At 35.0% G+C, this 19,270-nt stretch carries 14 protein-coding genes and 1 pseudogene; 6 read left to right on the top strand and 9 right to left on the bottom strand.

Translation table 11 applies throughout. The annotated features are described in order from the left end of the window. Position 1 precedes the first annotated feature (1 nt). The 4 genes from AB986_RS12555 to AB986_RS12540 all read right to left on the bottom strand — a co-directional run bounded on the left by AB986_RS12555 (position 2) and on the right by AB986_RS12540 (position 6,661). Complete coding sequence (locus tag AB986_RS12555; protein ID WP_053216165.1) at positions 2-1,357, bottom strand: lanthionine synthetase C family protein; 1,356 nt, start codon at positions 1,355-1,357, stop codon at positions 2-4. A gap of 12 nt (positions 1,358-1,369) precedes the next feature. Next, entirely contained in the window at positions 1,370-3,256 is a 1,887-nt protein-coding gene (locus AB986_RS12550; RefSeq protein ID WP_236690375.1) for an ABC transporter ATP-binding protein, read from the bottom strand. Further along, a complete protein-coding gene (locus tag AB986_RS12545) occupies positions 3,228-6,419 on the bottom strand; it encodes a lantibiotic dehydratase (RefSeq protein WP_053216164.1) in 3,192 nt (1,063 codons plus the stop codon). Before AB986_RS12545 ends, AB986_RS12550 begins: the two co-directional genes overlap by 29 nt. 101 nt (positions 6,420-6,520) lie before the next feature. Continuing rightward, positions 6,521-6,661: a gallidermin/nisin family lantibiotic gene (locus tag AB986_RS12540; protein WP_048311475.1), complete on the bottom strand. Its 141-nt coding sequence runs from the start codon at positions 6,659-6,661 to the stop codon at positions 6,521-6,523. Between the two features lie 250 nt (positions 6,662-6,911). Between AB986_RS12540 and AB986_RS12535 the strand changes: the two genes are divergently transcribed. Together AB986_RS12535 and AB986_RS12530 are read left to right on the top strand one after the other, a co-directional pair. Continuing rightward, the gene (locus AB986_RS12535; protein ID WP_048311474.1) at positions 6,912-9,212 is read left to right on the top strand and encodes a sensor histidine kinase; all 2,301 of its coding nucleotides are present in this window, start codon (positions 6,912-6,914) and stop codon (positions 9,210-9,212) included. Further along, the gene (locus tag AB986_RS12530; RefSeq protein ID WP_053216163.1) at positions 9,184-9,810 is read left to right on the top strand and encodes a response regulator transcription factor; all 627 of its coding nucleotides are present in this window, start codon (positions 9,184-9,186) and stop codon (positions 9,808-9,810) included. The genes AB986_RS12535 and AB986_RS12530 overlap by 29 nt, the downstream gene beginning before the upstream one ends. Before the next feature lie 157 nt (positions 9,811-9,967). Here AB986_RS12530 and AB986_RS12525 read toward each other — a convergent pair whose 3' ends face one another. The 3 genes from AB986_RS12525 to AB986_RS12510 form a co-directional block, all read right to left on the bottom strand. Further along, positions 9,968-10,759: a hypothetical protein gene (locus AB986_RS12525; protein WP_048311473.1), complete on the bottom strand. Its 792-nt coding sequence runs from the start codon at positions 10,757-10,759 to the stop codon at positions 9,968-9,970. A gap of 441 nt (positions 10,760-11,200) precedes the next feature. Beyond that, positions 11,201-11,581 (bottom strand): hypothetical protein, encoded by a 381-nt coding sequence (locus tag AB986_RS12520; protein ID WP_048311472.1) that lies wholly within the window; start codon positions 11,579-11,581, stop codon positions 11,201-11,203. A 722-nt stretch (positions 11,582-12,303) separates the two neighbouring features. Next, positions 12,304-13,020, bottom strand: a complete 717-nt coding sequence (locus AB986_RS12510) for a hypothetical protein (protein ID WP_048311470.1) — start codon at positions 13,018-13,020, stop codon at positions 12,304-12,306. A gap of 1,357 nt (positions 13,021-14,377) precedes the next feature. Between AB986_RS12510 and AB986_RS12505 the strand changes: the two genes are divergently transcribed. Next, positions 14,378-14,881: a hypothetical protein gene (locus tag AB986_RS12505; RefSeq protein WP_048311469.1), complete on the top strand. Its 504-nt coding sequence runs from the start codon at positions 14,378-14,380 to the stop codon at positions 14,879-14,881. Between the two features lie 370 nt (positions 14,882-15,251). On the opposite strand, the gene AB986_RS12500 is transcribed toward AB986_RS12505, so the two are convergent. After that, positions 15,252-15,920: a hypothetical protein gene (locus AB986_RS12500; protein ID WP_048311468.1), complete on the bottom strand. Its 669-nt coding sequence runs from the start codon at positions 15,918-15,920 to the stop codon at positions 15,252-15,254. A 617-nt stretch (positions 15,921-16,537) separates the two neighbouring features. Between AB986_RS12500 and AB986_RS12495 the strand changes: the two genes are divergently transcribed. Further along, entirely contained in the window at positions 16,538-17,281 is a 744-nt protein-coding gene (locus AB986_RS12495; RefSeq protein ID WP_048311467.1) for a hypothetical protein, read from the top strand. Positions 17,282-17,296: 15 nt separating this feature from the next. After that, positions 17,297-18,061: a hypothetical protein gene (locus AB986_RS12490; RefSeq protein ID WP_048311466.1), complete on the top strand. Its 765-nt coding sequence runs from the start codon at positions 17,297-17,299 to the stop codon at positions 18,059-18,061. Between the two features lie 267 nt (positions 18,062-18,328). Here the strand turns inward: AB986_RS12490 and AB986_RS12485 are convergent, their stop codons facing one another. After that, entirely contained in the window at positions 18,329-18,604 is a 276-nt protein-coding gene (locus AB986_RS12485) for a branched-chain amino acid transport system II carrier protein (protein WP_048311465.1), read from the bottom strand. A gap of 176 nt (positions 18,605-18,780) precedes the next feature. On the opposite strand from AB986_RS12485, the pseudogene AB986_RS12480 reads away from it, so the two are divergent. Continuing rightward, positions 18,781-19,092 (top strand): annotated as a pseudogene (locus AB986_RS12480) (ATP-binding protein); the annotation flags it as partial. Between the last annotated feature and the right edge of the window lie 178 nt (positions 19,093-19,270).

Below are 19,270 nucleotides of genomic sequence, written 5' to 3'. Positions count from 1 at the left end.
TTTAAGATAGTAAAAATGCTTTGTCCCATCTAGGCGTCCCATTACCTAGTAGGCCCATTAAACTTAATCCTGTTCCTGAACTTCCTTCCAATAGACCAGCTTTGGTGATCGTATTTCCTTGGCCACCAAACTCTTCTATATCATAAAACCCTAACGGATTTTCTTTATCATATTGACCTAAAATGGAATCAGTTAAAGACCAAATTTGTTCATCCAGCCACCCTTCACCAGTTTCTGACCTCATTCTTACAAGACATTGGAGCAACCCTGATTTACCATGACAAAAAGATGCACTAACTAAGTCATCATTGGGTTGACTAACAATCCCTTTAAAACCATTCATAGCCACTTGTTTGTATCTTTGATTTCCTAAAACTTCCCCAGCCAAGTATAGAGATCTAGCTACACCGGGATTTCCATAACACCAACCGTTCCGTGTATCTTGTATGACAAAATCATTAGAGAGCATTTCTTTATAGGCTAATCTGTGTGGCCAAACCGGATGATTATCCGAATCATACCTCATTACTCGGAATAAATCTTCTGACATACTCTCAATCGTTTCTTTTTGGAGTGGAACCTCTACCCCTTCAGAGGCTGCCAATGTTAATAAGTTCATTGGACCTAATACCCCATGCGCTAATCCGAAATTAACGTTACCCTCAGGATATTTCACTTTATCCTTCTCTAAGAATTGGTCCTCTCTAATCACATGCCAGCCAAGTAATGGGTTCCTGTCTTTTTCCAATTGATAATACGTAAAAAGCTTTAAAAATTGTTTTAGTGGAGCGTATAATTCTGGGTTTTGTGGAGCTCGCTCAAGAAGGTATCTACCGATTCCTGTTCCTCCCTGTATCACATCATAAAATGCTGGTGTTACACCTTTTTGTTCTTCTAATCTCTCATTTTCGAGTTTCAGCATATTCTCGGCTTCTCTCTTGATAAACGTATCTAAATTGAATAATAAATTTTGATACCTTTCTCCATTCTTAGAAACATTTAATATAGAAAGAGCTAATCCTGTAACTCCGCCAAACAGCGAAATGGAATGTACCCCCATTTGTAAGTATTGGGTTAAGTACACAATATGTTTATGTGCGATTTCATCCCAGCCTTGATTTGGAAAGAGATCATCAAGCTCCCCAAAAAACATGATCGTACCGGGGAATCCGTGCGATAAAGATAAAGGCCCCCAAGGATTTACCTTCCCTATTAATGTTTTATTGTCTTTGGCCATCACCTTCCTTTCAACTTCCTCAGGATTATTTAGTTTCTTTGCTAAGTTAAAGACAACATCTTGAATTCTACCCTTCATTTCTTCATCTCGTACTATGGGATGTTTGACGTTCTGAACCATGCAAATTCCTCCTTATGATGACGAACTAACAAGTTTTTGTGGTCGATAAGTTTTGACGTAAGATTCAGCTTGAGTCTCGTACAGCTTCGCATATTCGCCTTTTTTTCGAATCAACAATTCATGGTTCCCTTGCTCTACAATCCTCCCGTCTTTTAACACAATGATGTTATCTGTGTATTGGACTGCAGAGTAGCGATGGGAGATGAAAATACCAATCTTACCTTTTGTAACTTCATTAAATTTCTTGAAGACTTCCGTTTCTGATTCCGGATCTAGTGCTGCAGTAGGCTCGTCTAATATATAAATTTCAGCATTCTTCATGTAAGATCTGGCGATAGCTATCCTTTGCCATTGTCCTCCTGATAACTGATAACCATCTGCAAACCACTTTCCTAACTGAGTATCCAGACCATATGGCAGCTTCTCGATAATTTCAGATGATCCTGATAAGATTGCCGATTCGTTAATTGCATGTATGTCATCGCTTTTCTCGAAGTTTCCAAACCCTATGTTATCCTTAACATCCAATTCGTATTTCACAAAATCCTGGAATACAGCCGTTATCACTTGACTCCACTCTTTGGCCGTGTAGGACCGTAATTCCTTGCCGTTAAGTAAGATCAGACCATCATACTCTGTGTATAATCGATTTAACAATTTAACGATGGTCGACTTTCCAGAGCCGTTTTTTCCTACTAATGCTAATGTTTCTCCAGGCTTTATTTGAAAGCTCACATTTTTCAACACATAATGATTGGTATTGGGATATTTAAAAGACACATTCACAAACTCTATTCCAGTGTTGGTAAAACCATTTGAAGTTTCTGGTTGTTTTAAAGAAAGTGGACGATCTGTTTCTTCTTCAACGTCAAAGAAAGTGAAAAGTTGACTAATATAAAGGTTGTTCTGATGCATTTCAAATATGTTATACATCAATCTAGTAGAGGTGGTTTGAGAGGTGGTCATCGCTTGAAAATACGCAATCAAGCTCCCAATAGCTATCAACCCCAGCAACGATTCATAAATAACTAATAGTTGGATGCCAACCACTACGATTAATGTGAGGATTTGAAAAACCAGGTCGATCTTCATCCTTTTCAACAATAAAAACTTATCTTGAGCAAAAAACTTTTGATATAGCCCTTTATACTTACCTAAAATCAATTCTCCTAGTTGGAACGTTTTGATCTCTTTAACATTCGCATCAGTAGTCAACAAATGCATAAAGTAGAATTGTTTTCTTTTTTCAGTAGCACGTTGATAATCCACCTGAAAGATTTGTTGCCCCACTTTTAAGACAGACCATGCTGATGAAATGGGGATCAATAGTAAGATAAATCCTATCCACCACTTCCAAGCTATCAAAATACCCGCGACTGAAAATAAGGTTACCGTTCCTTGAATGATTCCCATGACTTTTTCAAATATTTGATACGGTTTATAGGTCGCATCTTGTCTAGCTCTTTGTAAATTGTCATAGATTCGATCATTTTCAAAACTAGCATACGAAAGATTTATCGCTTTATTCATTATTTTGATATTGATTACATTCGAAAGTAATTCACGATAGATAGATTTAAATGTTTCCAGTATCAATCCAGATATCCCAGAAAGGATCGTGACGATTGCAAATACACTAAATATAGGCCCAAATTCTCCCAAGGAAGTAGAAAAATCTAAGTCTTCAGAATAGGAGGATTGAACATAATTGACCAATATTTGAGTCAAAAAAATTAGCAGGGCTGGTAAAAGCCCGCTAAATATATTCAAAAAAATAACAAGAAAGAAGTAGCCCCGGTGTGTTTGCCATAGTAATGAGAAAATTCTTGGCCAGTATTTAAATGTTTTAAAAACTTCTCTCATAGACAAGTTAGATACTTCGGGAATAGACGCTTTCACGCTCTTGCTCCCTCCAATACTTCTGTCCTTCTAGCACATGCCTAACTGTAGCCATAACTTTCTTCTCGAGCTCTCTGTTCGTACCGAAAATCCTATTACAATGCATATGAATCAAACTTCCAATAATCCTCTCTGGGTTATTAGTTAGGGAGTTTGTTTCCAGATTTCGATCAATCTTTTCTGCAAGTACAGATAGGATTTGGTCTTTCATAGAAAGCAGTTTATACAGATTGTAATCACTCTTTTGTAAATGTGCCCACCCGTCAAAGGGTAGGGTGCGCGATACAAGCTCTTTTCTAATTGGTCTTACTTCATCTATATAATCAAGCTTGTCTGTACCAGTCTTGATCCAAGTTAGCTGTTTATCATATGGCCACCCGATTTTATCTAGTAAATGTAAAATGTTCATGGCAGCAATATACGGTAGATCAAATTCTAATTGGTTGAACTTCTTCATCTTAAGTAGTTCGATTGCGATAAAGCTATCGACCTCGAAGTAATCTTCAATAGTATCGATTAGACCTAGACCGCCGTACCTTTCGATTTCTCTTTCAAAAGTATTTATTGAAAAGTCTCTTACATATCCTTTTTGCTTTGTAACATTGAACCAATTCCTAAATTTCGGTAACACCGATCCTATTAATTCTTCTGGTGCACCTTTCATCCGCAACCGAATATGGGGTTGTGGGTCCTGATATCTAATAAAAAAGACATTTTCCACACCTTTTTGAGATTTAATCGTTTTGACGAACTCATAAAACTCTTGAGCAATTAATGGTTCTTGTCGACTGAAAGGTAAGTATATTTTAAAGTACAGCCACTCAGAGCCGATCTCTTTATAAATATCTTCTTCAGAGATTTCCGATGTAGTTAGCAACCTAACTTTTGGCTTAGGGTGTACTACTTCATTCTTCTTAAAAGGAATAATCAGTTCAGAGTTATATGACCTACTATTATTTTTAACCCAGTGATGGTCTTTGTAATTGCTTATAACCTCTCTTAGTTGAACCCTTCCCTTCTTCCTTAACTCTCCTCTCAGTTCTTTTAAATGAAAGTCATTTTGCAGATCGATTAGTATCCTATTGTCTCCAAAGGTTAAAAATACTACCTCAGGGACTTTCCATTTAGCTTTCCACTCTTCAAAATTCTTCTTCCATTCTTGAAAGTCGAGGTCTGGATCAGCTAGTTCTACTATCGATTGATTGATTTTCCATAGTGCTGGATTTAAGATCAACCTTCCAACTCTGACTCTCGGTAAAAATGGTGAATGTTCTAAAACTCCCCAGTTAAAGGGTTTAATAGGTTTGGTATCTTCCTTGGAAACTTCCTGTAAAAACCTATATATATTTGGTGCATTATTGAAGTTGAACATATTGTTCGATTTAATAACTAGGCGTTTGTTTAATGATTTCGATTTTAGGTAGAGTCTTCCCAATGTTGCACCCACCATGATATCGTGAATTGCAATCGATTTTCCTGACGAAGAAGTATTTGTGCCCAAAGCCAGTTCGAATTTTTGAGATGAGTAATTTACAGAGACATTTCCAGTTCTACCAGAGTTCGGTAAAAAAGTTGCTTCTACGAATTCAACAGAATCATCAGTGAAGTTTTTCTGAATTTCTCTTTGATCGTTAGTTATATTAAGTAATGAATGCTCATCCAACATGTCAGAGAATCTACCAAAAGTTTGTCCTACTTCCATAGAAGCTGCATTACTGCCTATCGCTAATAAGTAATCCCCATTATCAAGATCTTCTTTTGAAGGCGATAGTAACTCAGTATATAATTCGCCTGAATCAGGAGCGAACATATCAACTGTTTCATCATCTAATATTGGTTGAAGCTCACTCTCTGTAAGAACTACTTCTAAACTTTCACTTGCGACACATTCATGGTATTTTCCAAATAAGAGACGGTCCATTTGTGAATTAGAATAGTGGTCATCACTAAAACTTCTGAAACCTTGCGGGTGTTTGTATGTCGCAGGTGCCCCTAATCCTTTTTCCTCACTAAGCAACTCTAATACGCTAATTTCTCTATTTGTCCCATACTTTTCAATAAATTCCATATGATAGTCTTTTAGATGTTTATATCCTATGGTAGGTTCTGATAGTTTCCATAATAGTTCAGCAGCAAAAGCTGCATCTTGCTTTACATTTTTATGTATCTTAACCTCTTCAGGAAAATGAAGCTTAACATCCACTTGTAACGGTGTGTTGATTTTATGTAAACTCTTCATATTACTGGTTATTTGCTCATATTTCTCTAAACCTTCACCAATAGATAAGCTATTATATACATCTATTTCACGAGCTATCTCAACCAATTCGTCTACCAGAGTCTTTGCTCCATCAACGTTTTTTAGCTTATTAATTATGTAGGTAAAAGAATTTGTATTAGTAAACGGAGGTCTTAACTCACTAATCAAAAATTCTTCTTTAAATAATTTCCATATAAAATCTCTAATTTGATCCTTTTCTACACCTGGATATGCTTCGTGTATATTTCCTACTAAATCAGAGAAATAGATATAACCATTAGCATGAGCAAACACTTTCTCAACTGCCTCACTGTACTTAATCGAAATATTCTCTGTTTTTTCAACTTTGTCGTTGTTGCTCTTTCTTCCTCCATTGGAATGATAACCTAGATAAACTCTCTCTCCAACGAAATAGACAGTGTCATTCACCTTCACTTTTACATCTTTCACAATGCTATACTCATCTTCGGCTATTCCTACAATTCCCAACAGCCATTCCATATCTGGCCGCGCCCTCTTGATATGCTGGTCTATTTCTCCTATATTTCCCATCGTTTCTTCGCTGAAATGACCACTGGCAAAGCCTGAAAATAAACCAAATGGAGTTGGGCGTGTCGACATTCTTATTAAAAACTTCATAACACTTGAGATTGCGTTTCTTGTCTTTTTAGATTTAGGATCACCGTTTAGCTTGTGTAAAGATTTATATAGTGTTGGACTAGATACTGCAATAGCCTCCTTAACTTCAGGCATATCAGAAATCATTTTGATATTAGCAATAAATGAGTCACTTCCTGCGTGTCCATAACTTTCTGATATCGGGAGTAAAGGTGCCCTGAGCATAAAATAATCCATCGTTCCGTATAGTTGGCTCGTTTTTTGAGAAAACTTATCTAATCCCATCTTCTTTCCTCCTTTGGACAGAAAAATAATTAAAGGGCTGCTCTATGTATTAAACCTCTAAGGTTTGAAATCATGGAGTGCAGCCCTTTATGTATTACTTATTAACAGCAGTAACTGTTAAAACTACCTGTTTCCCCACAACCAGGTGTACAGAAGCTATAACTAGTGATGTTAGGCTCAACTACATCCTTAGATTTTGTTACTTCAAGATCAAGGTCAAAAGCATTTTTCGCATTTTCCATTTTACAATTCCTCCTAAATTTTATTAGTAGCTCGCGAGTACAATTTAATCTTAACGGTTATGAGAAGAATTGATATCCGTATATACCGCAAATATTTCACTGCATTTACCGCAAAATCTTTTTAGAAAAACTTGTAATTTATGTAAGACTTCCTTAACATGATGTTTGGTGGATTAATTTATAATAATTTTCCATTTTAGTCTAAAACTCTTAGTACATAGCTGCTATCTTATTGGATTGGGGGATTCTAATGACAAGCAATGGGAAGAATAAATTGGTTATGTACAGTGTAGGCATTCTGTTTCTAGGATGCGTATACTTTTTCACGCCATTCGTATTTAACTTTAGTTCAGGATATATATCAATAAATCCTAAAGTTTCTAATATTGGAATAGGTGTTGCCTCAGGAAACTCTTCTTTTAAGAGTGTTGAAGAAGGAGATATCATCATCAGCATAGATGGTAATCCATATGCTAGTGAAACAGGAAGTGTGTGGGGAGTTGTATCTGGAATTGATTATGCTTTGCTTAAGGATTCTTCGAATAACATTTATTCTGTCACTCTAAAAGAAGATCCTCAAAAAAACCTTTATCTATTACATGTTTTCATTTCAGCCTTACTTCTAATGTTTGCATCTTATACATATATAAGAAAATCGTATATAAAAGAAGCCCTAGTTTTTTATATTTTATGCTCAAGTATGGCTTTTACGATCATTAGTATTACTCCTTCACAGATGGGGTTACCTTATGCCCATGTCATAGGGGTGGTATCGATTTTGTTAACGTCTCATTGTTTAGTTCATTTTTTTACAACATATCCTACGCAAATTAGAAAAGTATTGAAGAGTAAACTTCTACATATATCCTATTTCTTTATTGGTTCTTCGTTAATCTTTTTATTGTTGATTTATTTCACGAAATTCTCTCCTATACGAGTAATCATCGAAGGATTAGTAATAGGACACTTCTTATTTGCAGGCACGACCAGTATCTTTTTATTGATTATGTACCAGAGATTCACTTCTGCAGTAGAAACGAAAATTTACTATATAATCAGCTGTTTACTTATTGGGTTTGTACCAGTAATACTATTCGTCATTATTCCCATAATGATGAATTGGAAAAGTATAAATTCCGAATTAACCATTCCATTTATATTGGTACTTCCAATAACCTTGAGTCTACTTTTAATGAACAAGGGGTTAAGCATTTATATAAAAGAAATAATCACTACCGTTCATTATGTGGTCTCTATTTTCCTAACCTTGACTCTTATGTACCTTTTATCTTTCTCTATGAAACATAAAATTGGATCGATTGAAAATCTATCAGGTAGAACGTATGAAACAATAATTATAATAAGTTCAATCGTTCTCTTCATTTTTTCTTATAAATTCATTAAATATCTACATAACAAACTATTGCCTGATGTTTTTTCTATCTCTCCTCCATCTCCTGTACTAAGTAATGTCATTAAAGGAGAACATGCCTTACATATCGGTAGGACAATATGTAACCTTATCCATAGCATCGCACGTGTAAATGGCGTTTGCTTAGTTTGGAGAGATCGAGAAACTCAAAAGATACTCCATTCGACCGGTGTATTGCATGGAAAGGACATTCTTACACTGAATATAGAAAAAAAAGATAAAGATTCTGACTTACGATACACATCATTTGTTTTACGTGATTTTGAAACAGAATTAGGAGTTCTATATTTAGCTAAATATAGTAGTGAACCTCCTTTAAAACCTAAAGAATTGAAAATCATACGTTCGTTTATAAAGGATATTGTCGAACTATTAAGAAGCGTAAGAAATTTAAAATACACACAAGAACACTCTAATTCTTTTCAATTTTCAAAATCATCACAATCATTCAAGAAAATTAGTGACCTGTTAATTAAAACAAAAGAAGATGAGAAAAAAGAGTTATCGAACTGGTTACATGATGGTGTGCTGCAAAACCTAATCTTTATCTCGAACGATATAAAGCTCAGCCAGAAAAACAATCATGAATTAAATCTAGTCCATTTAAATCAACAGATCGTTGAAACCATTTCGATGATTAGAAAAATGTGTAACGAATTACATCCTATCATGGTTGATGATTTTGGATTAAAAGCAAGCATCAAATCATTTCTTAATAAACTTAATCCTCCAACCACTGAACTTTCCTTTGTATTTGAAGGGAATTGTCATGAATTAACCAGCTATGTAAGAGTGCACGTTTTCAGAGTGATTAGAGAACTCATAATCAATGCTATAAAGCATGCACAAGCCTCTAAGGTCTCCCTTTATGTAGAAATATCTAGTAATACTATTCATGTCAAACTCTCAGACAACGGGGTAGGTTTTCAAGTGCCAAAGGAAATTACGGAATTATTACACAAGAAAAGTATGGGATTGTTCACGACTTATAAACAAATAGAAGAATTGAATGGAAACTTAGAAATCTATTCAACTATTAACGAAGGGACAACCATTTATTTTGAGGTTCCTATCGAGGGGGAAAATGCTAATGAGGAAAATAAATACCGTATTAGTTGATGATCACCATATGGTTATATCCGGTATTTTAAAGTCTTTGGAGAACGAGCAGGATATTAAAGTAATGGATGCAGTTGATAATCCTGAAAAGTTGTATGACATACTATTAAGAAAAGAAGTTGACGTCTTGGTCATGGATATAAGAATGAACGATTACAACGGCATTGAACTTACAAAGCAAATTACTCATGAATTCCCTAATACCAAAGTAATTATTCTTTCTGGTTATAACTTTGAAGAATATGTACGTTCGGCTTTCAAGGCTGGAGCTAAAGGCTTTATAGCCAAAGAAAACTCGATAAATAAATTAGCAGATGCTATTCGAAAAGTAAACGATGGAAAAACAGCAATATCGATCTCCTTAACAGACCCAACTTATTCAGAGAATCGCTTAACAGAAACAGAAACAAAGGTATTACACAACATTGCTAAAGATATGACTAATTTAGATATTTCTTTGTCTCTAGGGATGAGTAAGCGTACTGTAGAACATCACGTTTCAACAATCATACAAAAACTCAATTGTTTTTCACGAGTTGGTGCTGTGGTGGAGGGAATAAAAAGAGGAATTATCGACCCTTTCTATTCCAAAAGTTAATTATGAATCAGCGGGACGGTTCTACTGATTCATTAGTACATAAAATTCAAAAAACCAGGTGAACTAATCAGTAGATTAGTTCACCTGGTTTTTCTTTGAGATTAAAGAGATTTAATTAAATGTGGGAATGAATCACAAGAACCGTACCCGTGATCCCTTAATCTTCTTTTATGTATAATGGTCCTATTTCATCTTTTTGTATGTTTATTGAATCATTTATGATGGCTTTAATAGTATATTTTGGTGTTATCTTATTTCCATCTCTCTTTGCGATTATATAAGTATCTTCAAAGTAATCAATAATGACATTATTCTCATCCGTTGATTCATATGTTTCTTTTGACATAGCCTCAAGATATCCATAATTATAGGCTGCAAAACTCATTCCTGAGAAAATTATGATAATACTAATTAAGTAAAGTCTCAATCCTAACGAAATATATAATAGAAGACCTGTAGTAATAAATGTCATTACTATTAGGCAAACCAAAATATTATAATAATTATCAAGATAAATATATATTCCACCTACTATTATATATAATAGTGCCAAAATTCCTGGACAACTAATTTCAGTTCTATTCTCCTTTATATAATCCTTATACCAATTATATTTACCTTTCACTTCTTTCTGAGCTTCTTCTTGTTCTATCACATAAGTATTATAGGGCATAAATTTAGTAAAATTATGCTTTGCTGCACTATCAATGATCACAACAGCAATGTAGATAAAAGCTAAAACTATTAATATTAGTGGTAGCTTGATTGCTAAGTAAGTAACATTAAGGTTCATATACATAGCAGGTATTTTATAGTAGGAAAAAAATCCATATTTATAATAATAGGCTGTGAAAAAGATTCCCACGGATATTATGGGGATCATCAAACTTGTGAATTTCTTAATATAGCTAGATACACTACTAGTATTATATTTATCTTCACCACTCATTAGATCGCCTCTCCTCTATTGAAAATAAAATTATTCCTTGATTATATGTCATCCCAAACTCTACGATCCTTATATCTCTAACCAAAGTTCTACTAGTCACACTTTGTGAAGGAACAGCTTCCAACATAATAGCCTATGTTCCAATCATCGGAACAGTTCTGCTGATTCTTAGCTAATAAAATAGAAATAAGTCAATAAACCTTGTGAAATGTGTAGTGAATTAGTTAACTCATCTGGTGTTTCTTGAAGTAATATTATACTTAGAAGTGAATCATGAGAACCGTCCCCGTGATTCCCTGGAAACTCCCGATCTAACTGCCACACAATCTATCATAAGACTCCTTTAATAACCGCACAATGAAGTTGAGCAATTAAACTGAGACGGTATAAATAAAGATGACTATCTCAACCATTATTATTCATTCCAGTAAGGTTACCCCCTTACAAAAACAAACTACCAATCATGATCGCTACTACCATTGCTCCTAAATAAATTAGGAACACTCTCTTTCTTGTTGGCTCATCTTTAGAAAAGTTAATAGGGATTAACGGGTTAAAAAGCGCTAATATAGCCATTGCGCAACAGAACCATCCCATAAAGAGAAGTGCTCCAGAAAACTTATCAGGGAAGCTTAACTCGGGATTAAGAATGAATGCACCAAGACAAATCGATATAATCAAAGTAGCGCTGTACGTTTTGAAAACTAGTAATCTTGATCTCATTTTTTTCGTTATCCAAGGTAAAACTAGTCGTGGATTAATCATTCCTATTAGGAGTGCAAAAAACGAAATGATTAACGTTATAAAGAATAAAATATCCATGTTTCCCTCTCTTTATATAGTCCTAAATTATTGTTTCACAAATTCTAAAGCCTCACAAATAACATCAATTATTTTACCATCATTAGTGATGTCCTTCTATGCTAAGATGATTCCCAATTCATTGAATCATGGGGAGGATGTTGTCGATTCAATCGGGGAATCACCGGGACGGTTCTACTGATTAACACGGGTAAACAACATAAATAAACCAGGGGAGCTATTCATTAAAATGATTAGCCTCCTGGTTTTTGTTGACTCATATTTGTTTAAACTCTGAAATGAATCATGAGAACCGTCCCCGTGATTTTAGGTTATTCAATATATTTATTAATCAGCTATTTTTACTTTTACAAAAAAAGAAGGATATGGGATATTGTATTTTATTTTGCTTTGGTCATAGCACTAGTTATTGCATTAATGCTAACTTCTTAGGTATTGTGGTATTTAATTTGAAATCAACAGAGAAGGTTCTCGTGATTCAAAACAAAAAAAGATCGTATCAAATTCGATACGACCTTGAAAAGCTACATGAGATTGAGGACTACAATATTCATTATAACTATCCCCAATACAAGAGATATAAGAAGTTGTTTGACTGGGACCTTCTTGTTTTGTTGTTTTCTTTTCCTGGATGAAAGAAAAAGTATTAACACAATAATCATACTCGATATTGAAAATAGTAAATATAGAACTGTTATATCCACAATCCCACCGCCTTTCTTTTATTGAGGATCAATATTGAAGAATTGAGCATAAGTGATCTCTACGATAATTCCATAACCGTGATTGTTTGCAGAAGCACGAACTGACATTATTGTAGCATGCATACCCATGACACCGGCAGCAACTCCTGCTGGAGGGAACCAAAGAGCTGCGGCAGTTCCTGCTCCACCTGCTCCAGCACCAACAACTGCCATATCGTACGCAAACTTCTCTGCTCTACAGCTATCCATGTATCGTGAATAACCCCACCAGTGGTATTTTACAGAAGTATTCTTGCCAAGACAACTACTAGCTTTTGCATATGGCACAGCAGATGCAACAACATTATCATCTGGCGAATTAGGTTCGATTACAGGCAGATCAGGATTAGCCTGTTCAACTTCGACTTTAGAATCAGAATCTACTGTAACAATCTCAAGATTGTTTTGAGCCTTTAGCTTACCATTTTTAATCTCTTTGTTCATACCAGAAAGGTGTTCTTTTTGCATTTTAACTAATTCTTTATCAAAACCGTCTTTTTTAGCTTGGCTTGAATCAAATTTGAACTTGCCATTCTTAACAGATACATAAGGCTTTAATTCCTTGATGTCTTCATATGTATATTCAGTAATCTGATGCTGATCAATACCATTCGAGTTTGCTGCTTGTGCATTGTTACTCGCGAATGATGGCATGATCATTAATACTGCCATTAAAGCTACTAAAAACTTTTTCATTTGTGTCATCCCCCTGAGTGTTTTTTGAACTTCCCAAATATTAAAGGAGATTTTTTGTAAAAAAGAGCCTGGTAATATGTTTCCATTTATGGTAACTAAGTGAAATTTTTAGGGGGAAAATCAAACAGACGGAATTTTCCTATTAATCATTTGATTTAAAAAAAGAGCCACCCTGTCGAAGAGGAGCAGCTCACTAATATATTCATCAGATAATACCCGCAAATGTATACGTATTTTCAATGGGAGAACATGTATTACAGAAATCACAATACAGACATTCGAATGACGTAGGTTCAAACTCCTTAAGTGGCATCTCATCTTTGTCGATAAATTAAATCACATAATGAATGTCTGAAATAACTTCCAGCTAGCAAAGGGAGACTAAATTACAGCATAGACTTTTGGGTTTTCTAAACCCAGCTATAAAGGAACAGTGGAAGAGGTACCTACTCCCAGCACCAGCAAATATCTAATATTAAAACACAGCAGACATAATCATAAATTTTCTACAATTACTGAAGCATTACTGTATTGTATTGATACTAAAACAGCGATTCCCTGTGGGACAGGTAACCTGTCCCACCTGGTTATACTTAGAAATGATTCACGAGAACCATCCCCGTGATTCCCCGTTATTCGAATCCAAGGGAAACCCAGAGAATTATTTCTTAAACAACCCCAGATATACCTATCTTGGAACAATAAAGGATGTGTTGAAATGAGCCATTTTAAACAGGTGTAAACGCTAAAATAAAGTGAACACTTTCTCCTCTATAAAAATGAACACAATCACACTCTTATAGAATGCAGGTACTATTATTCCTAGATAGCCTCACGAGAACCGTTCTCGTGATTCCTGCATTATTGCAGAAAATCCCCTGTTAGTTTATTACGAAGACACTCCTTCCTAAATTTCACGGTACTACTAAATGCATAAGCGAATCAGCGGGACGGTTCTACTGATCCACTTGCTTGCACAAAAAAGAAAAACCAGGTGGACTAATCAATAGAAAGATTAGCCTCCTGTTTTTTTCTTTGACTCATATTTAAACCTGTTTAAACTCTGAAAATGAATCACGAGAACCGTCTGATTCCCTGTGGTTGGTCCTTACAAGGCAAAGGTGAATCAAAATCATTCTCTAAGTTTATTAATAATATGGCAATACATGGTCTAGCTCATCGCTTAATTCAAACTGTTATTGCGATATAGACTCTTGAGAATTGTCTCTATGATTCTGTGTTCGACACAATCTAGTACTTAGAGAAGTGGATCAACGCATTTTCTAATTGAATCAATGAAATTCTATTTAAATCTTACATTCTTTTACCGATATAATTTCATGGAAGGAGTGAAGTTATGCAACTAAGAGGATCTAAGGATATTTATAAATACATGAGAAAGTATCAAAGTGATGTTATTCAGAAAAAATCCAATTTTGAAAACATATTGTTTTTAACTAATAACATTAGTAAAAATCATAAAAAAGAACATTTAGTCTTTATCAGAGATATGTTGATAGTAGAAATTGAAAAGCATAAACATACTTCCCCATTACATAATAATTTTAATACAATGTTCTTTACTGTTTTAACACTTTTTGCTGCTAATTTGTTCATATTTTCAGCTAATTACATTTCTGGTCTTAGTGAGAGAACCTATGATTTGTCAGATAGGTATGTTGATATTTGGCTTTCAGATTATAATTTGATTGTATCAATTGGAGGATGTCTCTTATTAGCTGTTGTAATTAGTATGGTACTTTCATATAGTATTGACATATCTTTGAGCAAAAAATATAAAAAACTATTACTATTTAAACAGATAGTAGAAAATGCTCTCAGTAAAAAAAACGAAAGCTAATATTAAACAATCTATTCTGTAACATAAGTGCTTTAGATGTTAAAGGAAGTGCAAGCCTGAGTAATTGATCACATGGTATTTTTATTTTATTTGGTAATGTATTTTTGGGGATCCACTATTATTATTACCGAATCATCCGAACAGTTCTGCTGATTTACTTGGTTTCACAAAAAACAAAACCAGGAGGCTAATCACTATATGGTTAGACTCCTAGTTTTTTTCTGGATCTTAATTATAGAAAATTGTCTGTACTTTGAAATGAATCACAAGAAACGTCCCCGTGTTTCATCTTAATATGATTTTATTGTTTATTTTTGTTATACAAATGACAACATGTGGTTGAACCAACGACATTGCTAACTTAATAAAATCATGAAGGAACAACGTCAAAACTATTGCGTTCACGGTCTATACCCAACCACTGATGACCACCTTGATTAAAGAATTTAAAGTACATATTAAAATTGTGCTCTCCTCCACCCTCGGTGTAAATATGTTGCAATGTATCTATATTAAGTATCCAAGGTGTTGCATTTTCACGTTTGTCGAGATACACCCAATTCTTAGAGGACTTAGTAAGGTAATCATACCCAGGATAGTTACACTTAGTCATTTTTATTAACAACCCCCCTTCAGCTTGTTCGAATTTCACTGGTGTGCCCTTAGAATTATCAGATAGCCTAACGTAATCCCACTTATCAGATGATTGGAAAGTGAGCCCTATCTTTTCATAATCAGTAATGTAATATGTTTTACTCAACTTCTCCATATATTCCTCGTGTCTCTTTTTAGCTGCTTTAGTAGAATAATCTCTAGTAATGATGTTAATCTTTTTTATTGTTTCATCGCTTATTAAAGTATTTCCTTTTAATTTTTGAATCATCAGATACTCATCAAGAACATGCAATGCCCGTATATTATCTTCATTTAATTCACTATCTTCAACTTTTTCTATTAACTCCATCAAATACAGCATATCTTCCTCATTAACATTTCTATTTCCGTAGGTTAATTCATTTACCATTAAATTTAGGTTCATAAATACTTCGCTCCCAACGATTGAATGTATAGTTACCTCTAAACATTATCATGGATAATATTGTTTATAAATCCAACAAATGGTATATGTTGGATTTATAAAAATAGTGCTAATTACATGAATGGTTTAAATTTCCATATGTAGTTTTATAGATTCCTAGTTAGTTATACTCACCGAAGTCATTCATAGTGATAGGCTAAAGGGGATATTATCGAATTTTTTTATCATTAATCATTATCGGTCTTTGCTAGAATTTCGAGGTTAATATAGATTTAGGCACCAATAAAAGCATAGCAAGGGCTATGTGTAAACGCTAAAATAAAGTGAACAATTTCTGCTCTATAAAAATGAACACAATAACACACTCTTATAGAATGCAGGTACTATTATTTCTAGTTAGCCTCACGATAACCGTCCACGTGATTCCTGCTTTATTGCAGAAAAGCCCCTGTTAGATTATTACGAAGACACCCCTTCCTAAATTTCACAGTACTTCTAAATACATTTAACGATTTTTAGATTACTGACATTCCAATTATTAGGATTATAACTCTCACTACCAGCATAAGATAGTTTGTATTATATTCTATGATATTAAGAGTATAGGAGGATGAGGGATGGGGGTCTTTGATGATTTATTGTACCCAGACAACAAGAATCGAGGTAATCGAGCAAGTGAGTTAGGCAATGATTGCGCTATCATTACACACGAATTAGTTGAAAAGAAACAAACGATTGACCTTCTATTACAAGGTGCAAACGAAGCGATAAAAGAAGCTTATCAAAACATTGGACAGTCTGCTATTCCAGTAAAAGAAGTTGACATAGGTAATGGAGAATGGATTACATTTGTAGCTGAGGGACTTGGTTCTGTCGTTACTTACTATGGTGTGACAACAGCTCTGGAAACAGCTGCAAAATCCTTTTTATTATCTGAAGGACGAATTGGAGAAGCTGCATTTGCAAGTTTGGTAGGGCTTCCAAAATGGTTTAATGTTGGAAAAGTAATGGGAGGCATAGCAGCTGTTGTGGCTGTTGAAATGCTTATTGATGCTGGAATGGGCGCCGAAAATCGAAGCAATTTAAGAGATGCCATTCATAGCCTTATCCCTCCACGAGTAACACTGAAAAAGTCTGCAATGATTAATGAGGTAGTTTGTATTTCGTTGCAATCGGCTATTAATGCTTATGATGCGGTAAAGAATGTACCAGGATTGACCCCAGAACAACTGGATAACATTTTACAGAACATAATTGACCAGCACAAAGCAAAAGTCGATGACATAACTGATGACAGTGCAAAAGCAGCCCTACAAGAATTAGACAGTAGTCGAGGATCTTGGACAAACGAGGATTCATAGGAAGGAGAAAACCATATGTCATTCTGGGATGATATCGGAGGACTCTTTACCGGAGACACTTATTTTCCGGATAATCCAAAAAGAGAACATCGCGCACAGGAACTAGCTCAGGATTGCGGTGATTTTACAAGTAAACTATCATCATTGGCGGAAAAGGTTAAGAATGATCTAACTCAGTTGAATGATGAGTTAGCTTCATTGTACGGTGACCCAACCAAGCTCCCATCAGATGTTAAACCAGTTGAAATGGAATTTGGACAGTGGGGAGTCGATGTCGCCCAACTAATTGTTCCATTAATAACAGTTCCTGTCGTATCTGCATCATTAACCATTGCTGCAACGAGTTACTTACTAGCTTCAGGGGAAATTGGAGCGGCCGCATTTGCCGGGCTTGTTGGATTACCTGCTGCTTTTGAAATAGGAATTGGTGCTGCAGCAGGAGTTGCTGCTATCGGTCTTACATTTGCCATCGGTGCGATTTCCGGATCGATTAAGCGAGATAAACTTAGAGATACAATTCATGAAGGTGTTAGATCTCGTGTTAAACTAAAAAAAGCCTATCTGGTTAACTATAAATTATCTATTTCAATTCTTGCTATGTCAGGGACGATTAAAGCGCTAAAAGAATCTAAAGTAACAATTCCAGAAATCATTGAAACACTAAAAGAAATGGTAAAAAAGACAATATCTGAGTTAGATAAGATGAATGATCAAGACGCAATTGAAGTATTAGCTGGTTTGGATAAAGGACGAGGATCTTGGACATCTGAGGATCAGTGAGGAATTTAGACTATTATTACGCAACCGCCGTGTATATTCGTGTAGATTTAAAATAATGTTTGATTAAATATACTTTGCATGCCCTTTTATTTTACGATATAAAGGGCTGTTAGTTTAGAAAAAAGTTTGATTAAAAATGTATTTAAAGGCTGATTAAATAGGGAACGAAAAGAACCCGTTTTGAACAACGTGAACTATACCCCGAATAAGGGACACTTTTAAAAAGTGCCCCTTATTCGGGTTACAGTTCAATGCCTGCGTTTTTCTTTATTTTTTCTGTTTGTACTGAAGCATAATGAATCCTATCATTCCACCAGCAACTGCAGGAATGAGCCAGCCTACCCCTTCGCTGTCTAATGGTAAAGCGTGTAAGAATCCAAACTCGACCAATCCTGCTCCTTCAATTGCGTTAGGAATACTAATCAAGATTGTAAGTAAGATAGCCCCCCTGTAAACGTAGGTGTGAACTGGAATCGCATAGTTAATGAAGGTTAAGAAAATCAGAACGATTGCAACTGGATAGATTGCGATTAAAACAGGCACAGTGAATCACGGGGACGGTTCTGCTGATTCACCTACTAATACAAAACGGAAAAACAAGGAGACTAATCGATAAAACGATTAGTCTCCTTATTTTCTTTTGAATCTTATTTGTTGACACTTTGTTTATACTCGGAAATGAATCACGAGAACCGTCCCCGTGATTCTAAGAAGGACTTATCCAACGTATTATCAAGCGTTACTGTCGTCCAGATCTACTTATTATGGATGAAATAGGCTATTTTGCCTTCGATGAGGTAAGTGCTCACACCCTGTTTCAAATCATATCACAAAGGTACGAACAAGGAGCTATGATCTTAACTTCAAACAAGTCTTACGTAGAATGGGGAAAGATTTTTGGTGACGATGTGCTGGCTACGGCAATGTTAGATCGAATTGTTCACCACTCTACTACATTTAATATCAAAGGTGGATCTTACAGATTAAGAGAAAAAGTAAAAGCTGGCATACAGCCAGCTAAGATGCGCTAATATTAGGGAATTTGTTTCCGTTGAAATTAGGGAATTTTAAACCGTTATTGACACGAGCTACCGAATGAATGAAAAAAGCATCAACTAAGGTGCCACTTTTGTATAATTTTAACCCGACGATTTTGTATAAAATTAAACGTCATTGACACCGTTACAAACATTGCACACAAAATACAAA

The organism is Guptibacillus hwajinpoensis (assembly GCF_001039475.1).
Taxonomy (GTDB): domain Bacteria; phylum Bacillota; class Bacilli; order Bacillales; family Guptibacillaceae; genus Guptibacillus; species Guptibacillus hwajinpoensis.
This window is presented reverse-complemented; position numbering and strand designations above follow the sequence as displayed.